This is a genomic window from Streptomyces sp. NPDC043996, from assembly GCF_056435225.1.
Map to the genome: position 1 here is coordinate 783,900 of NZ_JBWKEY010000002.1, position 15,595 is coordinate 799,494.

Annotated in this window: 14 protein-coding genes; 7 read left to right on the top strand and 7 right to left on the bottom strand. The window is 75.1% G+C overall.

Going from position 1 to position 15,595, the window contains the following annotated elements; all coding sequences use genetic code 11:
• The first annotated feature begins 82 nt into the window (after positions 1 to 82).
• Positions 83 to 2,197 carry a restriction endonuclease gene (locus tag AC07A4_RS07425; RefSeq protein ID WP_478594250.1) on the top strand — a complete coding sequence of 705 codons (2,115 nt, stop codon included), beginning with the start codon at positions 83 to 85 and terminating at the stop codon, positions 2,195 to 2,197.
• Positions 2,198 to 2,214: 17 nt separating this feature from the next.
• Here the strand turns inward: AC07A4_RS07425 and AC07A4_RS07430 are convergent, their stop codons facing one another.
• A complete protein-coding gene (locus AC07A4_RS07430) occupies positions 2,215 to 2,673 on the bottom strand; it encodes a MarR family winged helix-turn-helix transcriptional regulator (RefSeq protein ID WP_478594253.1) in 459 nt (152 codons plus the stop codon).
• Positions 2,674 to 2,804: 131 nt separating this feature from the next.
• Between AC07A4_RS07430 and AC07A4_RS07435 the strand changes: the two genes are divergently transcribed.
• Positions 2,805 to 3,587: a dioxygenase family protein gene (locus tag AC07A4_RS07435; RefSeq protein ID WP_478594255.1), complete on the top strand. Its 783-nt coding sequence runs from the start codon at positions 2,805 to 2,807 to the stop codon at positions 3,585 to 3,587.
• A 22-nt stretch (positions 3,588 to 3,609) separates the two neighbouring features.
• Here AC07A4_RS07435 and AC07A4_RS07440 read toward each other — a convergent pair whose 3' ends face one another.
• The 3 genes from AC07A4_RS07440 to AC07A4_RS07450 form a co-directional block, all read right to left on the bottom strand.
• Complete coding sequence (locus AC07A4_RS07440) at positions 3,610 to 4,560, bottom strand: N-acetyltransferase (protein WP_478594257.1); 951 nt, start codon at positions 4,558 to 4,560, stop codon at positions 3,610 to 3,612.
• Between the two features lie 76 nt (positions 4,561 to 4,636).
• Positions 4,637 to 6,763, bottom strand: a complete 2,127-nt coding sequence (locus AC07A4_RS07445) for a glycosyltransferase family 4 protein (protein ID WP_478594260.1) — start codon at positions 6,761 to 6,763, stop codon at positions 4,637 to 4,639.
• A gap of 202 nt (positions 6,764 to 6,965) precedes the next feature.
• The gene (locus AC07A4_RS07450; protein ID WP_478594263.1) at positions 6,966 to 8,186 is read right to left on the bottom strand and encodes a DUF418 domain-containing protein; all 1,221 of its coding nucleotides are present in this window, start codon (positions 8,184 to 8,186) and stop codon (positions 6,966 to 6,968) included.
• Between the two features lie 251 nt (positions 8,187 to 8,437).
• Here AC07A4_RS07450 and AC07A4_RS07455 point away from each other — a divergent pair, with 251 nt between their 5' ends.
• The 3 genes from AC07A4_RS07455 (at position 8,438) to AC07A4_RS07465 (ending at position 11,520) form a co-directional block, all read left to right on the top strand.
• On the top strand, positions 8,438 to 9,139 hold the full coding sequence (locus tag AC07A4_RS07455) for a response regulator (RefSeq protein WP_478594265.1): 702 nt from the start codon (positions 8,438 to 8,440) through the stop codon (positions 9,137 to 9,139).
• Between the two features lie 173 nt (positions 9,140 to 9,312).
• Positions 9,313 to 10,380: a sensor histidine kinase gene (locus AC07A4_RS07460; RefSeq protein ID WP_478594397.1), complete on the top strand. Its 1,068-nt coding sequence runs from the start codon at positions 9,313 to 9,315 to the stop codon at positions 10,378 to 10,380.
• 111 nt (positions 10,381 to 10,491) lie between these two features.
• The gene (locus tag AC07A4_RS07465) at positions 10,492 to 11,520 is read left to right on the top strand and encodes a hydroxyacid dehydrogenase (protein WP_478594268.1); all 1,029 of its coding nucleotides are present in this window, start codon (positions 10,492 to 10,494) and stop codon (positions 11,518 to 11,520) included.
• Positions 11,521 to 11,544: 24 nt separating this feature from the next.
• On the opposite strand, the gene AC07A4_RS07470 is transcribed toward AC07A4_RS07465, so the two are convergent.
• Both AC07A4_RS07470 and AC07A4_RS07475 read right to left on the bottom strand, forming a co-directional pair.
• Positions 11,545 to 12,075 (bottom strand): hypothetical protein, encoded by a 531-nt coding sequence (locus tag AC07A4_RS07470; RefSeq protein WP_478594271.1) that lies wholly within the window; start codon positions 12,073 to 12,075, stop codon positions 11,545 to 11,547.
• Positions 12,076 to 12,091: 16 nt separating this feature from the next.
• Complete coding sequence (locus AC07A4_RS07475; RefSeq protein ID WP_478594274.1) at positions 12,092 to 12,745, bottom strand: DJ-1/PfpI family protein; 654 nt, start codon at positions 12,743 to 12,745, stop codon at positions 12,092 to 12,094.
• Positions 12,746 to 12,921: 176 nt separating this feature from the next.
• Here AC07A4_RS07475 and AC07A4_RS07480 point away from each other — a divergent pair, with 176 nt between their 5' ends.
• Entirely contained in the window at positions 12,922 to 13,872 is a 951-nt protein-coding gene (locus AC07A4_RS07480; RefSeq protein ID WP_478594277.1) for a GlxA family transcriptional regulator, read from the top strand.
• 5 nt (positions 13,873 to 13,877) lie between these two features.
• On the opposite strand, the gene AC07A4_RS07485 is transcribed toward AC07A4_RS07480, so the two are convergent.
• Entirely contained in the window at positions 13,878 to 14,606 is a 729-nt protein-coding gene (locus AC07A4_RS07485) for a class I SAM-dependent methyltransferase (RefSeq protein WP_478594280.1), read from the bottom strand.
• Between the two features lie 118 nt (positions 14,607 to 14,724).
• Here AC07A4_RS07485 and AC07A4_RS07490 point away from each other — a divergent pair, with 118 nt between their 5' ends.
• Positions 14,725 to 15,585 carry a hypothetical protein gene (locus AC07A4_RS07490; RefSeq protein ID WP_478594283.1) on the top strand — a complete coding sequence of 287 codons (861 nt, stop codon included), beginning with the start codon at positions 14,725 to 14,727 and terminating at the stop codon, positions 15,583 to 15,585.
• Positions 15,586 to 15,595 lie beyond the last annotated feature (10 nt).

Below are 15,595 nucleotides of genomic sequence, written 5' to 3' on the forward strand. Positions count from 1 at the left end.
GTTAAAGTCGTTCTATCACCGCTGGTCGAGGGGGCGATCGCGGTCGGCGCGAGGCGGAAGTCCTGGGGAGGGCGTGCAGTACATGAGTCGTCGCTCTAGCGGTCTGGTCGGAGTCTGGGCCGAGGTGCAGCGTCAGCACCAGCGCCAGTTGGAGGCCGAGGCCAGAGCGCGCAGGGAGCGGGAACGGCAAGCTCGCGCGCACCAACGCCAGCAGGACCGGGACTACCGCGCCTACCGCCAGGCGGAGGCCCGCCGCCGGACCGAGGAGCTCGAGGCCCGGGTCGAGGCGCTGACGGGGCTGCTCGCCGCCGGGTGCCTGGCCCCGGCGTTCAGCGCGGCGGAGCTGCTGCGCCCCGAGGTCGTGGAGCCGTTCGCGCCGGGGGCGCTCGCGGTGCCGGTACCCCTGCCCGACCAGCGGCACTACCAGGCGCAAGGAGGCTGGACGGCGCGCGGCAGGGCCCAGGCGCAGGCCGAGGCCCACGCCCGGTACGAGCGCGACTGGTACGCGGCGCGGGACGCGGAGGAGCGGCGCGGGCGGCAGCTCGCGGAGCTCCAGGGGCGCTACCGGCGGTGGGCCGACGGCCAGCTGGCGGAGGTCCGCGCCCACAACGCGGGGGTCGCCGAGGTCGTGGCGGGCGTCAGGCGCGGCGACGCGGAGGCCGTGGTGGAGTACTTCTCCGCCGCGCTGTACGCCTCCGGCGTCTGGCCCGAGGGCTTTCCGCGCCAGGTCACCGCGGCCTACGACCGGGCGGCGCGGCGCCTGGTCATCGACTGGGAGCTGCCGGGCCACGACGTCGTCCCGCGGGCACGGTCCGTGCGGTATCTGCCCAGCACCGACGAGGACAAGGAGACCGCGCGCCCGGTCACCCAGCGCCGGGCGCTGTACCGCGACGTCATCGCGCAGTGCGCGCTGCTCGTCCTGCGCGACCTCTTCGCGGCGGACGAGCACGAGGCGCTGCGTTCGGTGTCCCTGAACGGCTTCGTGGACGACCACGACCCGGCGACGGGCAGGCGCGGCCAGATCTTCCTGGTCACCGTCCTCGCCCCGCGCGCCGCGTTCCTCGACCTGCGCCTGGAGCAGGTGGACGCGGTGAGCTGCCTGACCGACGGGCTGCGCGGACGCCTCGCGGCGCGGCCGGACCAGCTGACCGCCGTGCGCCCGGCGCAGCGCCCCGAGGACGTCGGCGCCCACGTCGTCACCCATGGCGGCCACGGCGGCGCGCCGGGCGCGGACGGCGGCACCACCGGCGGGGACGGCGGCGCCGCGGGCGCGGGCGAGGAGCCCGATCTGCACGCCATGGACCCGATCGCCTTCGAGTCGCTCGTCGCCGACCTCTTCCGCGCCATGGGCATGCGGGCGGTGATGACGGAGCGCTCCAACGACGGCGGCGTGGACGTCGACGCCACCGATCCCACGCCGATCCGCGGCGGCCGGATCGTCGTGCAGGTCAAGCGCTACCGCAACACGGTTCCCCCCACGGCCGTGCGCGACCTGTACGGCACGGTCCAGGACCGGGGCGCCAACAAGGGCGTCCTGGTCACCACGTCCGGGTTCGGGCCCGGCTCGTACACGTTCGCCAGCGGCAAGCCCCTGGAGCTCGTCTCGGGCCCCGAGCTCGTGGACCTGCTGCACCGGCACGGGCTCCGCGGCCGCCTCGGCGACGGCCGGGGCGCGCCCGCCGCCGCTCCCCCGCGGCCCGCTCCCGAACCGGCCGACTACAGCGTCCTCGGCCTGTCCTGGTCCGGCTCCGTCGCGCTCGACGTCTGCGCCCTGGTGTGCTCCGGCGACCGCGTCCTGAGCGACGAGCACTTCGTGTTCTTCAACAACCCCCGCACGCCCGACGGCGCGGTCCGGGCGCAGCCCGCCACCGCGCCCGACCGGGCCGCGCTGCTCGTCTGCTTCGACGCCCTGCCCGCGGCGGCGGACCGGCTCGCCCTGGTGGCCGCGATCGACCCCGAGGCCGATCCGCACGCGGACCTGTCGGGCTTCACCGACGCCCGCATCCGCCTCCTCGACCCGCGCCTCGCCGAGCTCGGCCGCCTTGAGGTCTCCGAAGGCCGCCCGCGCGAGACCGCCCTGGTCCTCGGCTCCTTCCGCCGCCGGGCGAGCGGCGACTGGGACTTCGTCCTGGGCGGGAAGGGGTACACCGGCGGCTTGGAGCAGCTCCTTCCGGACTACGGGATCGCGGTGGAGTAGGGCCGCGCCGGGCGCGCTCACGCTCCGGCGAGCCGCCGCGCGACCTCGCCCAGGCCCTCCTTCAGGGCCGCGAGCTGCTCGCGGTCGAGTACGTCGATCAGGTGGGCCCGGACCACATCGACGTGGCCAGGGGCCGCCGCCGCCAGGCGCGCGCGGCCCTCGTCGGTCAGGACGGCGTAGACGCCGCGCACGTCGGCGGCGCAGGAGCGCCGCCGCACCAGACCCGCCTTCTCCAGCTGCGTGACCTGGTACGTGAGCCCGCTCTTGCTGGTCAGGACCACCGCCGCGAGCTCGGTCATGCGCAGCTCGCCGCCCGCGGCCGCGGACAGCCGCACCAGCACCTCGTACTGCAGGTGGGACAGGCCCGACTCGTCCTTCAGCTGTTCCTCGATCCGCCGGTTGAGGAGCGCGCCCGCGGTCAGGAAGGCCTGCCAGGCGGCCATCTCGTCGTCGTCGAGCCATCGTGTGTCGGGCATGGGGCCAGCGTACGCCCTGTTGTTCAAATTCAAATCATCAACTACCTTCGAGGTGTGGTTCAAATTTGAACCCACCTGTTCGCGCCCGCCCCGTCCGCGCCCGGCGCGCGCCGCACCCGCAAGGAGCGACCATGACCACCGCACCCCCCGAGCGCATGCCGTCCCTGTTCCTGAGCCACGGTGCCCCCACCCTCGCCGAGGACGCCGTCTGGCCGGACCAGCTGGCCCGCTGGGGCGCGGACCTGCCCCGGCCGACGGCGATCCTGATGGTCTCCGCGCACTGGGAGGAGGCCCCGCTCGCCCTCGGCGCGACCACCGTGGTCCCCCTCGTCTACGACTTCTGGGGCTTCCCCGAGCACTACTACTCCGTGCGGTACGCCGCCCCGGGCGCCCCCGAGCTCGCCGAGAAGGTCCGCAAGCTGCTGCGCGGGCCTGGCACGCCGGTGCAGGACCTGCCCGACCGGGGCCTGGACCACGGCGCGTACGTACCGCTGCGCGAGATGTACCCGGACGCGGACGTCCCGGTCCTCCAGGTCTCCCTGCCGACCCTGGACCCGCGCAAGCTGATGGACATCGGCCGCAAGCTGGCGCCGCTGCGCGACGAGGGCGTCCTGATCGTCGGCAGCGGGCACTTCACGCACAACCTGCGGGCCATCAACCCCGACAACCAGGTGCCCGCCGTCCTCGCCGAGTTCGACGACTGGGGCGGGCGGGCCCTGGCGGCGGGCGACGTGGACGCCCTGCTCGACTTCGCGCACAAGGCGCCCGGCGCCCGCTACGCCCACCCCCGCGAGGAGCACTTCGTGCCGCTCGCGGTCACGCTCGGCACGGCGGTGGACGACGTGCGCGCGCAGCGCAGCGTCATCGAGGGCACCTGGCTCGGGCTCTCCAAGCGGTCGGTGCAGTTCGGCTGAGGCCGCGCCGCGCGGGCGCGCGTCAGGCCCGGTGGCTCCAGCCCCGGTCGGTGCGCACCAGCTCCGTGAAGCCAAGGTCCGTCATCCGGGCGAGGGCGGCCGCGTCATCGGCCGACTCATAGGCGAGCAGCCGGTCGGCCCCGGCCAGGCGCAGCCAGCGCGCGGCCTCGCCGAGGAGCCAGCCATCGAGCCCGGTGCGCCCGCTGAGCCCGTCGATGCCATCGAGGCCACCGCCGCCGGGGCCCGGCTCGACGTGGAAGTTGCCGACGTCCGCCAGGGAGCCGTCGCGGGCCTGGCGTTCGGGGCGGCCGAGCGCGGTGTCGACCTCGATGAAGCCGAGGTCGCGGCCGTCCAGGTGCGCCGTGAAGCGGGTGCCGCACTCACCGAGGGTGCGGCGGACGGCGAGCCCGGGGACCGGGGCCTTCGGGCTCGCCAGGTCCGCGACGGCGGCGATGAGGATCACCTCCGTGTCGCCGGTGTGCCGGAACCCGGCGCGCTCATAGGCGGCGCGCACGTGCGGCCAGGCCCGGGGCAGTCCGTAGACGGCGGGGGCGGGCAGGGCGCCGTCGGCCTGCCGCACCCGGACGCGCCAGCGGGTCAGCTGGGCCAGACAGGCGCTCATCAGCAGGTCGGCGGCGGCATCCGCGTCGGGCCAGAAGGACGCGGGCGGGTGCGCCACGAACCAGTCGATCACGCCGGCGCCGCGGAAGTCGGCGCCGACCTCGTCGTCGTCGCGGTAGCGCAGCAGATGCGCGGCGGCCACCACGAACGACCGCTGCTCGGCCACGAGCGTGACCCGCTCGGCCACCCAGGGGTCGGTGATGAATTCGTCCGGCTGGCGCTCCAGCTGGCCGAGCACGGTGTTCACGGAGACGGAGACACCGGGCACGACGGCGGCCACGTGGGCGTTCACGAGCTCGGTGAGCTGGTCGCGGTCGGCGCGGCGGAAGGGGCGTACCTCAAGGGCGGACATGCGCGGTCCTCACAGTTCAGGGCCGGTCAGGCCTTGCTGATCACGGAGGCCGCCACCCGATGCGGTACGCCGACGATCATACGACGCGCTCCGGCGCCGCCGCCAGCGCCTTCGGCGCCGCCCGCACCGCGAGGTTGTTGTCGACGGTGAGGTGGGGGCGCAGCTCGATGCCGCCGTCGGCGGTGCGCGCGCTCGGGAAGACGTCGGTGCGGCGCCGGTCCACGATGTCGCCGCGCAGCCGCGCGACGGGGATGCTGTCGCCGTCCGTGTCGTACGGGTCCAGGCGGAGCTCCCACACCGCGTCGCCGCCGGGGTGGCCCTCGGCCAGGTCCGCGAGCGGGAGCGCGGTGGCGAAGCAGCCCGCCGCGTCGATCTGGCAGCGGGCGGACAGCGCGGCCTCGCCGCCGCGCAGCCGTGCCGTGAGGCGGTAGTGGTGGCCGTGGACCCCCTCGCCGCGGACCGTGCCGGTCAGCGCGATCGCGTCGCCGTCCACGGCCAGGGACTCCAGCTCGGCGTGGCCCGTCCGGCTCCAGGTGCGCAGGGAGAGGTAGCCGTCCTTGGTGCGGTAGGGGACGGCGGTCGCGAAGCCCGCGCCAGAGGGGTGCGGGGGCACGGCGGCGAGCAGGCGGCCGGTCTCCACCAGGCCCGCCCGCACCCGGCGGTGGCGGCGGCCCTTGCGCCCCTGCCGCAGATGGACGTTCCAGTAGCCCTCGGCCATGGGGCGGCCGCTGCGGTGCAGCATGAGCTTGACGTAACGGCCGTCGTCGGCGGTGACCCGGAACGGCAGCGGCACCTCCTCGTCGTCGGTGTCCATGCGCGGCCTGAGCACCAACTGCCAGTCCCCGTGGGCGAGTTCGGCTGTCGGCACCCGGAAGTAGAGCGAGCCGTCGGCGGCCACGCGGCAGCCCACGGCGACGGGCGGCAGCGCCTTGCCGAGCCAGGCGGCCACGCCGAGCCGCTCGCTGAGCGCGCCGAGGCGCTGGCGCGGGGTGCGGGCGGGCGCGGCGCGCCGGGCGCGGGCCTTGCGGCCGCCGGTGACGCCCGGCTTGAGGTCGTCGAGCAGGGCCTCGAACTGGGCGGCCGTGTGGTCCGGCAGGAAGCGGCGGGCCGACTGGATCGCGGCCTGGCCCATCCGGAAGCGCTCGGCGTCGTTCTCGATGAGACGGCACAGCGCGTCAGCGAGGCCCTTCTCGACGTCCTCGTCCGAGCCGCCCGCGGGGACGAGCAGGCCGTCCTGGCCGTGCGTGATGATCTCGCGCGGCCCGAAGTCGCAGTCCGTGCTCACCACCGGCACGCCCAGGCGCATGGCCTCCACGATGGTCATGCCGAAGGACTCGGTGGCGCTGGAGACCGCCGCGATGGCGCCCTTGGCCCACTCGGTGTCGATGGGGCTGTGCGCGTCGAGCAGCAGCACGCGGTCGTGCAGGGCGAGGTCGGCGACGAGGCGGCGCAGCTTGTCCTTCTCGCGGCCGCGGCCGTAGATCCGCAGGGTCCAGTCCGGGTGCTGTTCGGCGACCCTGGCGTAGGCCCGGATCAGCCGGTCGTAGCGCTTCACGGGGACGAGCCGGCCCGCGGCGACGATCGTCCTGGTGTCGCCCGACGAGGCCTCCGCGTCGGGGGCGGGGCAGCAGTTGGGGATGTGGGTGAGGCGGGTGGCGACGTCCGGGAGCGCCTGCCGGTAGGCGCGTTCGTCGCCGTGCGAGACGGTCACGAACGCGTCGAGGCGCGCGACGGCGGCGTCCTGGTCGCGGCGCAGGCCCTCGCCGTGGAAGTCGTGTGTGACGTGTTCCTGGCCAACGCGCAGATAGTCGGCGCGGCCGTGCTCGGCGAGGAAGCACACCAGGTAGGGGCGGGTGGCGACGACGACGTCCGCGTCCGTGCGGCGCAGCAGGTCGGCGAGCCGCTCCTCGCCGAGCCTGCTGGGCGGCGTCTTGCCCTTGTACATCAGGTCGTGCGGGCACACCGTGCCGGGCGTGGCCTGGTAGGAGTCGCGGCCGTCGGGGTGGCGGGAGCCGGGGCGCAGGTCGACCAGGGAGCGCAGGGTGACACCGGGGCCGAAGGGCAGGCTCGGGCGGTCGGCGGTGCGGTAGTACGAGACGATCTCGACCTCGTGGCGCTCGGCGAGCGCGGAGGCGAGGTTGGCCGTCGCCCGGATGGTGCCGCCGATGCCGTACGCGTTGTAGAGCAGGAAGGTGATCTTCATGAGGGGGCTGTCCCCTGACCCTTCGTTTCGTGTCGTTCCGCGGGTGGTGTGGTTGGTGCCGTAGATGGCGCCTCGCCCGAGATGTCCGTGGTCCTTACACCCTCCCCGTCGGAGGGTGTCGGAGGCATCCCGCCGGGGTCTGAACCCGGGGCGCCGAACGGCGGGAGCGACCCCCGCCGGTCGGCGGGGGTCAAAAGGGCCCTCAGGGGACGCGGTCCGCGACTTTGGTCGCGCGCCACAGGAGCCACTCCAGCGGGCCGCGGCGGAAGAGCCGCGACCAGAGCGCCGCGAACGCGGTGACGCCCACGACGAAGCCGAGCAGCGTGTACGCCGTCGGCCCCGGCAGCTCCTCCACGCCGAGGAAGCGGATGGCGAGGATGTGCAGCACGTACGCGGTCAGGGACATCGTGCCGACGGCGATCACGGGAGTGGCCAGGCGCCGGAGCCGGGGCAGCGCGTCGACGGCGATCAGGCACAGGGCGAGGACGGCGATGGCCACGCCCGTGTTCGCCACGATCGAGAGGGTCGTCTCGCTGTGCGGCGAGGCCACGAACAGCCAGCCCCAGGTGTCCTTCTCGGGCCAGCCCGCGACGTCGGACCACCACGCCGTGCGCATCCCGTTCCCGTCCGGCCAGCCCGCGCCGCCCAGCGCGTGCGCGACGCCCGGCAGGTGGTGCAGCGCCAGCCAGGACCCGCCGTAGCCGAGCACGGCCAGACCGACGCCGGTGACGGCGAGCCGGACGCGCACGGCCGCGTCGGCCAGGTCGAGCCGCGCCACGGCCATGCCCGCGATGACGAACGGCAGCCAGGACAGGGCCGGGTAGGAGCCGGTAAGCAGCAGCGAGACGGGGCCGTCCGCCGTGCGGGGCCAGGCCAGGGGGCCGGTGGAGCCGCCGCCGAGGGCGCCGTCGTAGTACACCGCCCGCAGCAGCAGGAACAGCAGCTGCGGCAGGACGAGGGCCGCGACCACGGCGATCTCGGCGAGCGTGCGCGCGGAGAGGCGGTACAGCGGCAGCGCGAGCAGGAAGTACAGGCCGTAGAAGGCGAGGATCACCTCGACCGGCGTGCCGCTCATGGTGAGCGCCGTGCCGAGCGCGAGCAGGACGACCGCGCGGATCACGACCTTGGCGACGGCCTGGCGCCCGGCGCGGCCGGTCTTCGGCACGCGGCGGCCGGTCATCAGGGCGAGGGAGAAGCCCGCGAGGAACGCGAACAGCGCGGACGACCTGCCGTGGGCGAGCTCCATCAGGAAGCCGAGCGCCCCGCCCGTGGTGGCCGGGTCGGGGCCCACGTGGGCGGCGTACATGCCGAAGACGGCGAGGCCGCGGGCGAGGTCGACGCCGATGAGCCGGCCGGTCGACCGCGCGCCGCCCACCGGCGCCGCAGCCGGTGCGGGCGCCGTGGCCACTGCGTTCTGTGTCATGCGGCTCAGCCTCGGCGGCGGGCGCGCCGCGGCGTATCCGGCAGTCGGCCACCGCCGCCCCGCCGCATGTCCCGTGTCTCCCCCCGAGCGGCTGGAACCGCCACGCCGGGTGGCTGCTGTCCGAGGCCGCCCCGGCGCGGCGGGCGGGGCGCGCGGCCTACAGTCGTAGGGGGACGATCACGGCGATCACGAGGGCGGTCCCCCTCGCGGGCGGCAGCGCCGCGGGACGACGACGGCGAGGCGGGACAGGCGTGATCCGGGTAGTGGTGGTGGACGACGAGGCCCTGGTGCGCTCGGGGTTCGAGATGATCCTGAACGCGGCCGGTGATCTGCGCGTCGTCGCGACGGCCGCCGGTGCCGACGCCGTGGACACCGTCCGCGGCGAGGACCCGGACGTCGTCCTGCTCGACATCCGCATGCCCGACGTCGACGGGCTCACCGTGCTGCGGGAGCTGCGGTCGCTGCCGAAGCCGCCGGTCGTGGCGATGCTGACCACGTTCGACACCGACGAGTACATCGTGACCGCGCTGCGCTCCGGTGCCGCCGGGTTCCTGCTCAAGGACACCGAGCCCGACCAGCTCGCCCAGCTCGTGCGCACCCTCGCCGCGGGCGGCGTGGTGATGTCCCCCAAGGCGTCCCGCTCCATGCTGCGGGCCCACCCGGGGCCCGGCGGCGGCGCGGCCTCCGAGGACACCGCCCGCGTGGGCCGTCTCACCGGCCGCGAGCGGGACGTGCTCGTGCTGATCGCCGAGGGCCTCACCAACGCCGACATCGGCACCCGGCTGCACCTGAGCGCGGGCACCGTCAAGGACCACGTGAGCGCCATCCTCACCAAGCTGAGGGTCGGCAGCCGCGTCCAGGCGGCCCTGCTGGCTGAGCGCGCCGGGCTCCTGGACCCGGGAGGTCCGGGGGCGGCGGACGACGTGGGTGCCGGGCCGAGGGAGACGCGGTGAGCGCGGCTCCGGGACCGGGCACCCGGACGGGACCGGCCGCGGACGACGGCGGTCAGGACCCGGCACAGGCCCCGCGCGCCACCGCGGCGGACCCCGCCGCCACCGGGGGCGCGGCCGCGCATCACGCACCCCGGCGGCCGCGGCCGTGGCGCGCGCGGCCCTGGCTCGCGGACGTGCTCGTCGTGCTCTGCGCGGCTGTCGACATCGGCCTCAACCTCAACGACACCTCTCCGCTCGTCCTCGCCTTCGCCGCCCTCGCCTGCGCCGCGCTCGTGCTGCGCCGCCGCTTCCCGCTCGCGGTGTTCCTGCTCACGGTTCCGGCCACGCTGACCATGGACGTCCTGGTCGCCCCGGTCACCGCCCTGTTCACGCTGGCCGACCGGACCCGTGACCGCAGGGTGCTCGGGGGGTGCGCGGTCCTCGCCGCCCTGGCGATGACGCTGCCCTGGCCGCTGACCGACATCGCGGCCGAGGACCAGACGTGGACGCTGATCTACTTCGTCTACACGCTTGCGACAGCCGTCGCCCCCGTGCTCCTCGGCCAGCTGACGCAGGCCCGCAGGGACCTCTCGCGCCGCCTCGCCGAGATCGGCGAGGCGCGCGAGCACGAGCGGGCGCTGCACGCGCAGGCCGCCCTCGCCCAGGAGCGCGCCCAGCTCGCCCGCGAGATGCACGACGTCGTCTCGCACCAGGTCTCCCTGATCGCGGTGCGGGCGGGCGCCTGGCAGGTCGCCGCCGCGGACGCGGACTCACGCGAGGCCGCCCGCACGATCCGCTCCCTGAGCGTGGCCACCCTCGACGAACTGCGGCACATGGTCACGCTCCTTCGCGCCTCCGGCGGCCGGGCCACCGAGCTCACCCCGCAGCCCACCCTCGCCGACCTCCGGGCCCTGGTCGCCTCCAGCGGCATCGACGCGGAGCTGACCGGCGCGCTCCCGCCCGACATCGCGACCCCCGCCCAGCGCACCGTCTACCGCACCGTCCAGGAAGCCCTCACCAACGTGCGCAAGCACGCGCCCGGCGCCCGCGCCACCGTCCACCTCTGGGACGAAGGCGACGCGTTCGGCGTGAGTGTCACCAACACCCCGCCGACCCGCCCCTCGCTGCCCCTGCCCGGCTCCCACCAGGGCCTCATCGGCCTGCGCGAGCGCGCGGAGCTCCTGCACGGCACGTTCGCCTCGGGCCCCACGCCGCAGGGCGGCTACCGGGTGACGCTCCGCGTGCCCGCCACGGACGGGTGAGGCTGTCCGGCCTCCCCCTGTGCGGCCCCCGCCCCGCGGCCTATACATGGAAGCCCACACAGGGCAGCCCACCGACGTGCCCTGACGTGCCCTAAGGAGCAGAAGCCCCGCATGGCCCTCTCGCCCCGCCACCGCTCCCGCCCCCGCGCCGCGCTCGCCATGTCCCCCGACGCCGCGGCCGCCGTCCTCGACGAGGAGGCCCTGGCCGCGCTCGACGACGTGTGCGCCCTCGAACATCCGCTGCCGCTCGACGACTTCACCACCGCGCGGGCCCGCGCGGTGCTCGCCCGGGTCGAGCTCCTGGTCACCGGGTGGGGCTGCCCACCGCTCGACGCGTCCGTGCTCGCCGCCGCGCCCCGCCTGCGGGCGGTCGTGCACACCGCGGGGTCCGTGCGGGAGCACATCACGGACGCGTGCTGGCGGCGCGGCGTCGCGGTGTCATCGGCGGCCGCCGCCAACGCCCTGCCGGTGGCCGAGTACACGGTCGCCATGATCCTGCTCACCGGCAAGCGGGTCCTCGAGCGGGCCCGCGCCTTCACCGCCGAGCGGCGCCGCGAGGACCCGATGCGCACGCCCCGCGCGATCGGCAACTACGGCCGCACCGTGGGCATCCTGTCCGCATCGCACATCGGCAGATGCGTCATCGAGCGCCTGCGCCCGTACGACATGGAGGTGCTGCTGCACGATCCGTACGTGGACGCGCGGGAGGCGGCCGCGCTCGGCGTGCGGGCCGTCGGCCTCCAGGACCTCTTCACGGACAGCGACACCGTGAGCGTGCACACGCCGCTGCTGCCCGCCACGCGCGGGCTCGTCAGCCGTGAACTCCTGGCCGCCATGCGGCGGGACGCGGTGCTCATCAACACCGCGCGCGGCGGCGTCGTCGACCAGGACGCGCTCACCGAGGCCGTGACGGCGGGGCGTATCCGGGCGGTCCTCGACGTCACCGAGCCCGAGGTCCTGCCGCCCGGGCACCCCTTGTGGGACTGCGAGAACGTGCTGCTCACCCCGCACCTCGCCGGGTCGCAGGGCAACGAGTGGTGCCGCCTGAGCGATCTGGCGGTGAGCGAGGTGGCCCGCTGGGCGGCGGGCGTCGGCTTCGCCCACCCGGTCACCGCCGAGCGGGCGCCGTTCCTGGCCTGACCCCGGCCGGGCGCGGGGCCCCGCTCAGGCTCCGGTCGTGGAGCCCGGCCTGACGATCATCAGGATGGTGACGACCGCCCACAGGACGTTGAAGACGCCGGTGAACATGGCGAGCTGGGCGCTGGTGCGCGCGTCGACCGTCACGGAGACGCCGCCGTCGGCGCCACCGTCCGCGCCGCCTTCGTCGGCGCCACCGGACCGCTCCGGCTCCGCGCCGCCCACCGCCTCAAGGGCCGTCTCCTGGCGGGGCAGGACGAGCACGATCAGCACCGCGGCGGCCGCGAACGTCAGGGCGATCGACGTGATCAGCCAGGGGCTGCCGAGGACGTCCATGCTGCTCGCGGTGGCGAAGCCGAAGGCCACCACCGCGATGCCGAGGCCGCCGTAGACCCGGCTGATGCGGTGCAGCGTGCGCAGCGTCGTCACCGGCCGGACGGCGCCGGGCTCGGCCAGGGCCTCGCGCAGGACCTTCGGGAACATGCTGGCGGCGACGGTGACGGGGCCGACTGCGATGATCGCGGCGAGCACGTGCAGGACCAGGAAGAGTTTCGTCATCGTGGGGACCGGCCGCTCAGACCGCGACGGCTTCGGCGCCGGCCGCCCGCCACACGACCCCGCGGCGCTCGTACGCGAACAGCTCCTCCACGGCGTGCGCCACGCGCGGCCCCGTCTCCCGCTCCAGCAGGTGCAGGCCGAGGTCGAGGCCGGAGGTGACCCCGGCCCCCGTCACCAGGTCACCGTCGTCGACGACGCGCGCGGCGACCGTGCGCACGCCCAGGTCCGCCATGCCCGGCAGGGCCTGGTGGTGCCCGGTGGCGTGGCGCCCCTCGATGAGGCCCGCCATGGCCAGGAGCAGGGAGCCGCCGCAGACGGTGGCCACGGTCACGCCCTCGCGGTCGAGGGCGGCGCCGAGCAGCCGCGGCAGCTCGCCGTCCAGGGCGCGCCGCAGCCGCGAGGGGATGCTGTCGTCGCCGGGGTCGCCCTGCTCGGTGGCGCCCGCGGCGCCGGGCACCAGGACCAGGTCGGCGCGGGCGGGGTCGAGGGCGCCGGTGGCCCTGAGCGTGACCGTCTCCAGGCCGCTGCGCACCTCGCGCGCGCCGTCCACCGAGACCAGCTCCACCGTGACCGCGCCACCGCTGGCGGCGCCTCCCGCGTACAGGATTTCCAGGGGACCGATGAGGTCGAGGGGGTCGAAGCCGTCGAAGAGGACTGCCTGCGCGTGCATGCGGGTTCCGTTTCCATGGGTGGTGGGGCGTCGCCGGGGCCCGGGCGGCGGCACCGCTCCCGCCGGGCCCCTGGCCGAGGCTAGTGAGCGCCCCGCACGCGCCGACAGTGGCACGAATGACAGCTTCCAACGGGATATCGCCACCGGGCCTGGCGCCGATGTCGTACGTTGCCGTCATGCACACGGTCGCGGTCATCGCCCTGGACGACGTCATCCCCTCCGACCTGGCGACGCCCGTCGACGCCTTCGCCCGCACCCAGCTGCCCGGCGGCCTCGACGGCTACCGGGTGCGGGTGTGCGCCGCCGAGCCCGAGGTGAGCGCGGGCGCGTTCGCGCTGCGGGCGCACCACGACCTGACCGTCCTGCGGGACGCGGACACGGTGATCGTGCCGGGCGTCCACGACCCGCTGGCGCCGGTGCGCGAGGACGTCCTGGCGGCTTTGTGCGACGCGGCGGACGCGGGCACGCGGATCGCCTCGATCTGCGTGGGCACGTTCGTGCTCGCCCAGGCGGGCCTGCTCAAGGGCCTGCGGGCCACCACGCACTGGTACGCGACGGCCGAGCTCGCCGCCGCCTACCCGGACGTGGACGTCGACCCCGACGTCCTGTACGTGGACAACGGCCAGATCCTCACCTCGGCGGGCGCCGCCGCCGGGCTCGACCTGTGTCTGCACATGATCCGCCGCGACTACGGCTCCGCGGTCGCCGCCGAGGCCGCGCGCGCCTCCGTCGTCCCGCTGGAACGCGAGGGCGGCCAGGCCCAGTTCATCGCGAGCCTGCCCCCGGCGACACCGCGCGGCTCCGCGCTCGAACCCCTCCTCGGCTGGCTCCAGGAGAACGCGGCCCGGGACCTCACCCTGGACGACATCGCCGGGCACGCGGGCCTGAGCACCCGCACCCTGCTGCGGCGCTTTCGCGAGCAGACCGGCACGACACCGCTGCAGTGGCTGCACCGGGCCCGGGTGCGCAGGGCCCAGCACCTCCTGGAGACCACCGAGCACCCGGTGGAGCGCATCGCCGCGCAGGTCGGCTTCGGCTCCCCCACGGCGTTCCGCGACCGTTTCAAGCGGATCGCCGGGGTCAGCCCGCAGGCGTACCGCAGGGCCTTCGGCGGCGTCCGGACCTGAGGCGGTCAGGCCTTGCGCGCGAGCACGAGGCGGCAGCGCGGGCTGCCGTCGCCCCGGCGCCCGAACTCCCCGAGCGGCACAAGCTCCACCGCGAATCCGGCGCGCTCCAGGTCGGCCCGCACTCCGGCCAGCGGAAACGTGCGGTAGTACATGACGAAGGGCGGCCGCCACAGCGCGTTGCGCACCCGCATCGCCCCGTCGAAGCCGAGCATGGCCCAGTACCATGGTGACGTGAGTGGCTGTGGTGCGCCGAGGGGAAAGGCGAACAGGCCGCCGGGGCGCAGCGCCCGGTGCACCTGGGCGAAGAGTCCGGGCCGCTCGGCGGGCAGGAAGTGCCCGAAGGCCCCGAAGCTGACGGCCAGGTCGAACGCGTCGGTGAACGGCAGCGCGCGGGCGTCGGCCCGCACCCAGTCCACCGCGGGCCCCGTCGTCGCCGCGGCGACGGTCGCTGCCGCCACGCTCAGCATCCCGGCGCTGAAGTCGACGCCCGTCACCCGCTCCCGGCACAGCGGCAGCAGCGTCTCGACGCCCGCACCGGTGCCACAGCACACATCGAGACCCATGGGGAACGGGCCAAGTGGCCGCAGGGCGGCGGCGGTCGCGTCCAGGACCCGGTCGGGCGTGCGGAACGGCGTGCGGTCGAACTTGGGAGCCAGCAGGTCATAGCCGCGCTCGGTGGAGGACAGCGCCTGCGCGGCGAGTTCGCGGAGCGAGGGGCCCTGGGAGGTGAACACCGGCACAGCCTAATGAGTCAGCGTGGCCGGGAACCGCCGCGCGGTCTATCGGCCCAGGAAAGCCGTCGGGTAGAGCTTCCACTGCCGCACACCCGATCCCACTCCACGGAGGCAGCTCATGCGCGCACGCAGGACACCCGACGGCCAAGGTCCCGCGATGAGGGAGATGGCGGGCAAGACGCGCTTCGACGACATCTACGACCAGCCCGACCCGAGGGCCTATTTCCGCCGTCTGGCCCCGTTCGCGTACGAGATCCCGCAACACGCCCAGGGCGTCTTCCGGCGGGCGCTCGCCGACCGCGAGCGGAGCGGGCCGCCCGGACCGGAGGGCGAGCGCGTCGCGGTGCTCGACCTGTGCTGCTCGTACGGCATCAACGCGGCCCTGCTCAACCACGACCTCACCCTGACCGACCTGTACACGCACTACACGGGCGAGGACACGGCGCGGCTCACGGTGAGCGAGCTCATCGACCGGGACAAGGAGTTCTTCGCCGCGCGCCGCCGCCCGGACGCGGTGTGGACCGTCGGCGTGGACACCGCCGCGCAGGCCACCGCGTACGCCCTGGCGGTCGGGCTGCTCGACGAGGCGTACGCCGAGAACCTGGAGCGCGTCCCGCCCAGCCCGGCCCTCGCCCGCGCGATGGGCCGCGTCGGCCTGCTCACCGTCACCGGGGGCATCGGCTACGTCTCGTACCGCACCTTCGACGCGCTCCTGGCACACGCCCGGCTGCCCCTGTGGGTCAGCGCGTTCGTCCTGCGCACGGTCCCCTACGACCGCATCGCCGAGAGCCTCGCCGCCCACGGTCTGGACACGACGACGGACCCCGCGCACCTCTACCCGCAGCGCCTGTTCACGGGCCCCGAAGAGCAGCGCGACGCCATCGAGCGGGTGACCGCCGCGGGCGACGACCCGGCGGGCCTGGAGGCGGCGGGGCGCTATTACACGCGGCTGTACGAGTCGCGGCCGCGCGCCGTCTGACGCGGCGGCC

What these genes read in the sequence shown, in the direction of transcription:
- AC07A4_RS07425 (WP_478594250.1), top strand. Translation starts at nt 83, where the DNA reads ATGAGTCGTCGCTCTAGCGGTCTGGTCGGAGTCTGGGCCGAGGTGCAG.
- AC07A4_RS07430 (WP_478594253.1), bottom strand. Translation starts at nt 2,673, where the DNA reads ATGCCCGACACACGATGGCTCGACGACGACGAGATGGCCGCCTGGCAG.
- AC07A4_RS07435 (WP_478594255.1), top strand. Translation starts at nt 2,805, where the DNA reads ATGACCACCGCACCCCCCGAGCGCATGCCGTCCCTGTTCCTGAGCCAC.
- AC07A4_RS07440 (WP_478594257.1), bottom strand. Translation starts at nt 4,560, where the DNA reads ATGTCCGCCCTTGAGGTACGCCCCTTCCGCCGCGCCGACCGCGACCAG.
- AC07A4_RS07445 (WP_478594260.1), bottom strand. Translation starts at nt 6,763, where the DNA reads ATGAAGATCACCTTCCTGCTCTACAACGCGTACGGCATCGGCGGCACC.
- AC07A4_RS07450 (WP_478594263.1), bottom strand. Translation starts at nt 8,186, where the DNA reads ATGACACAGAACGCAGTGGCCACGGCGCCCGCACCGGCTGCGGCGCCG.
- AC07A4_RS07465 (WP_478594268.1), top strand. Translation starts at nt 10,492, where the DNA reads ATGGCCCTCTCGCCCCGCCACCGCTCCCGCCCCCGCGCCGCGCTCGCC.
- AC07A4_RS07470 (WP_478594271.1), bottom strand. Translation starts at nt 12,075, where the DNA reads ATGACGAAACTCTTCCTGGTCCTGCACGTGCTCGCCGCGATCATCGCA.
- AC07A4_RS07475 (WP_478594274.1), bottom strand. Translation starts at nt 12,745, where the DNA reads ATGCACGCGCAGGCAGTCCTCTTCGACGGCTTCGACCCCCTCGACCTC.
- AC07A4_RS07480 (WP_478594277.1), top strand. Translation starts at nt 12,922, where the DNA reads ATGCACACGGTCGCGGTCATCGCCCTGGACGACGTCATCCCCTCCGAC.
- AC07A4_RS07490 (WP_478594283.1), top strand. Translation starts at nt 14,725, where the DNA reads ATGCGCGCACGCAGGACACCCGACGGCCAAGGTCCCGCGATGAGGGAG.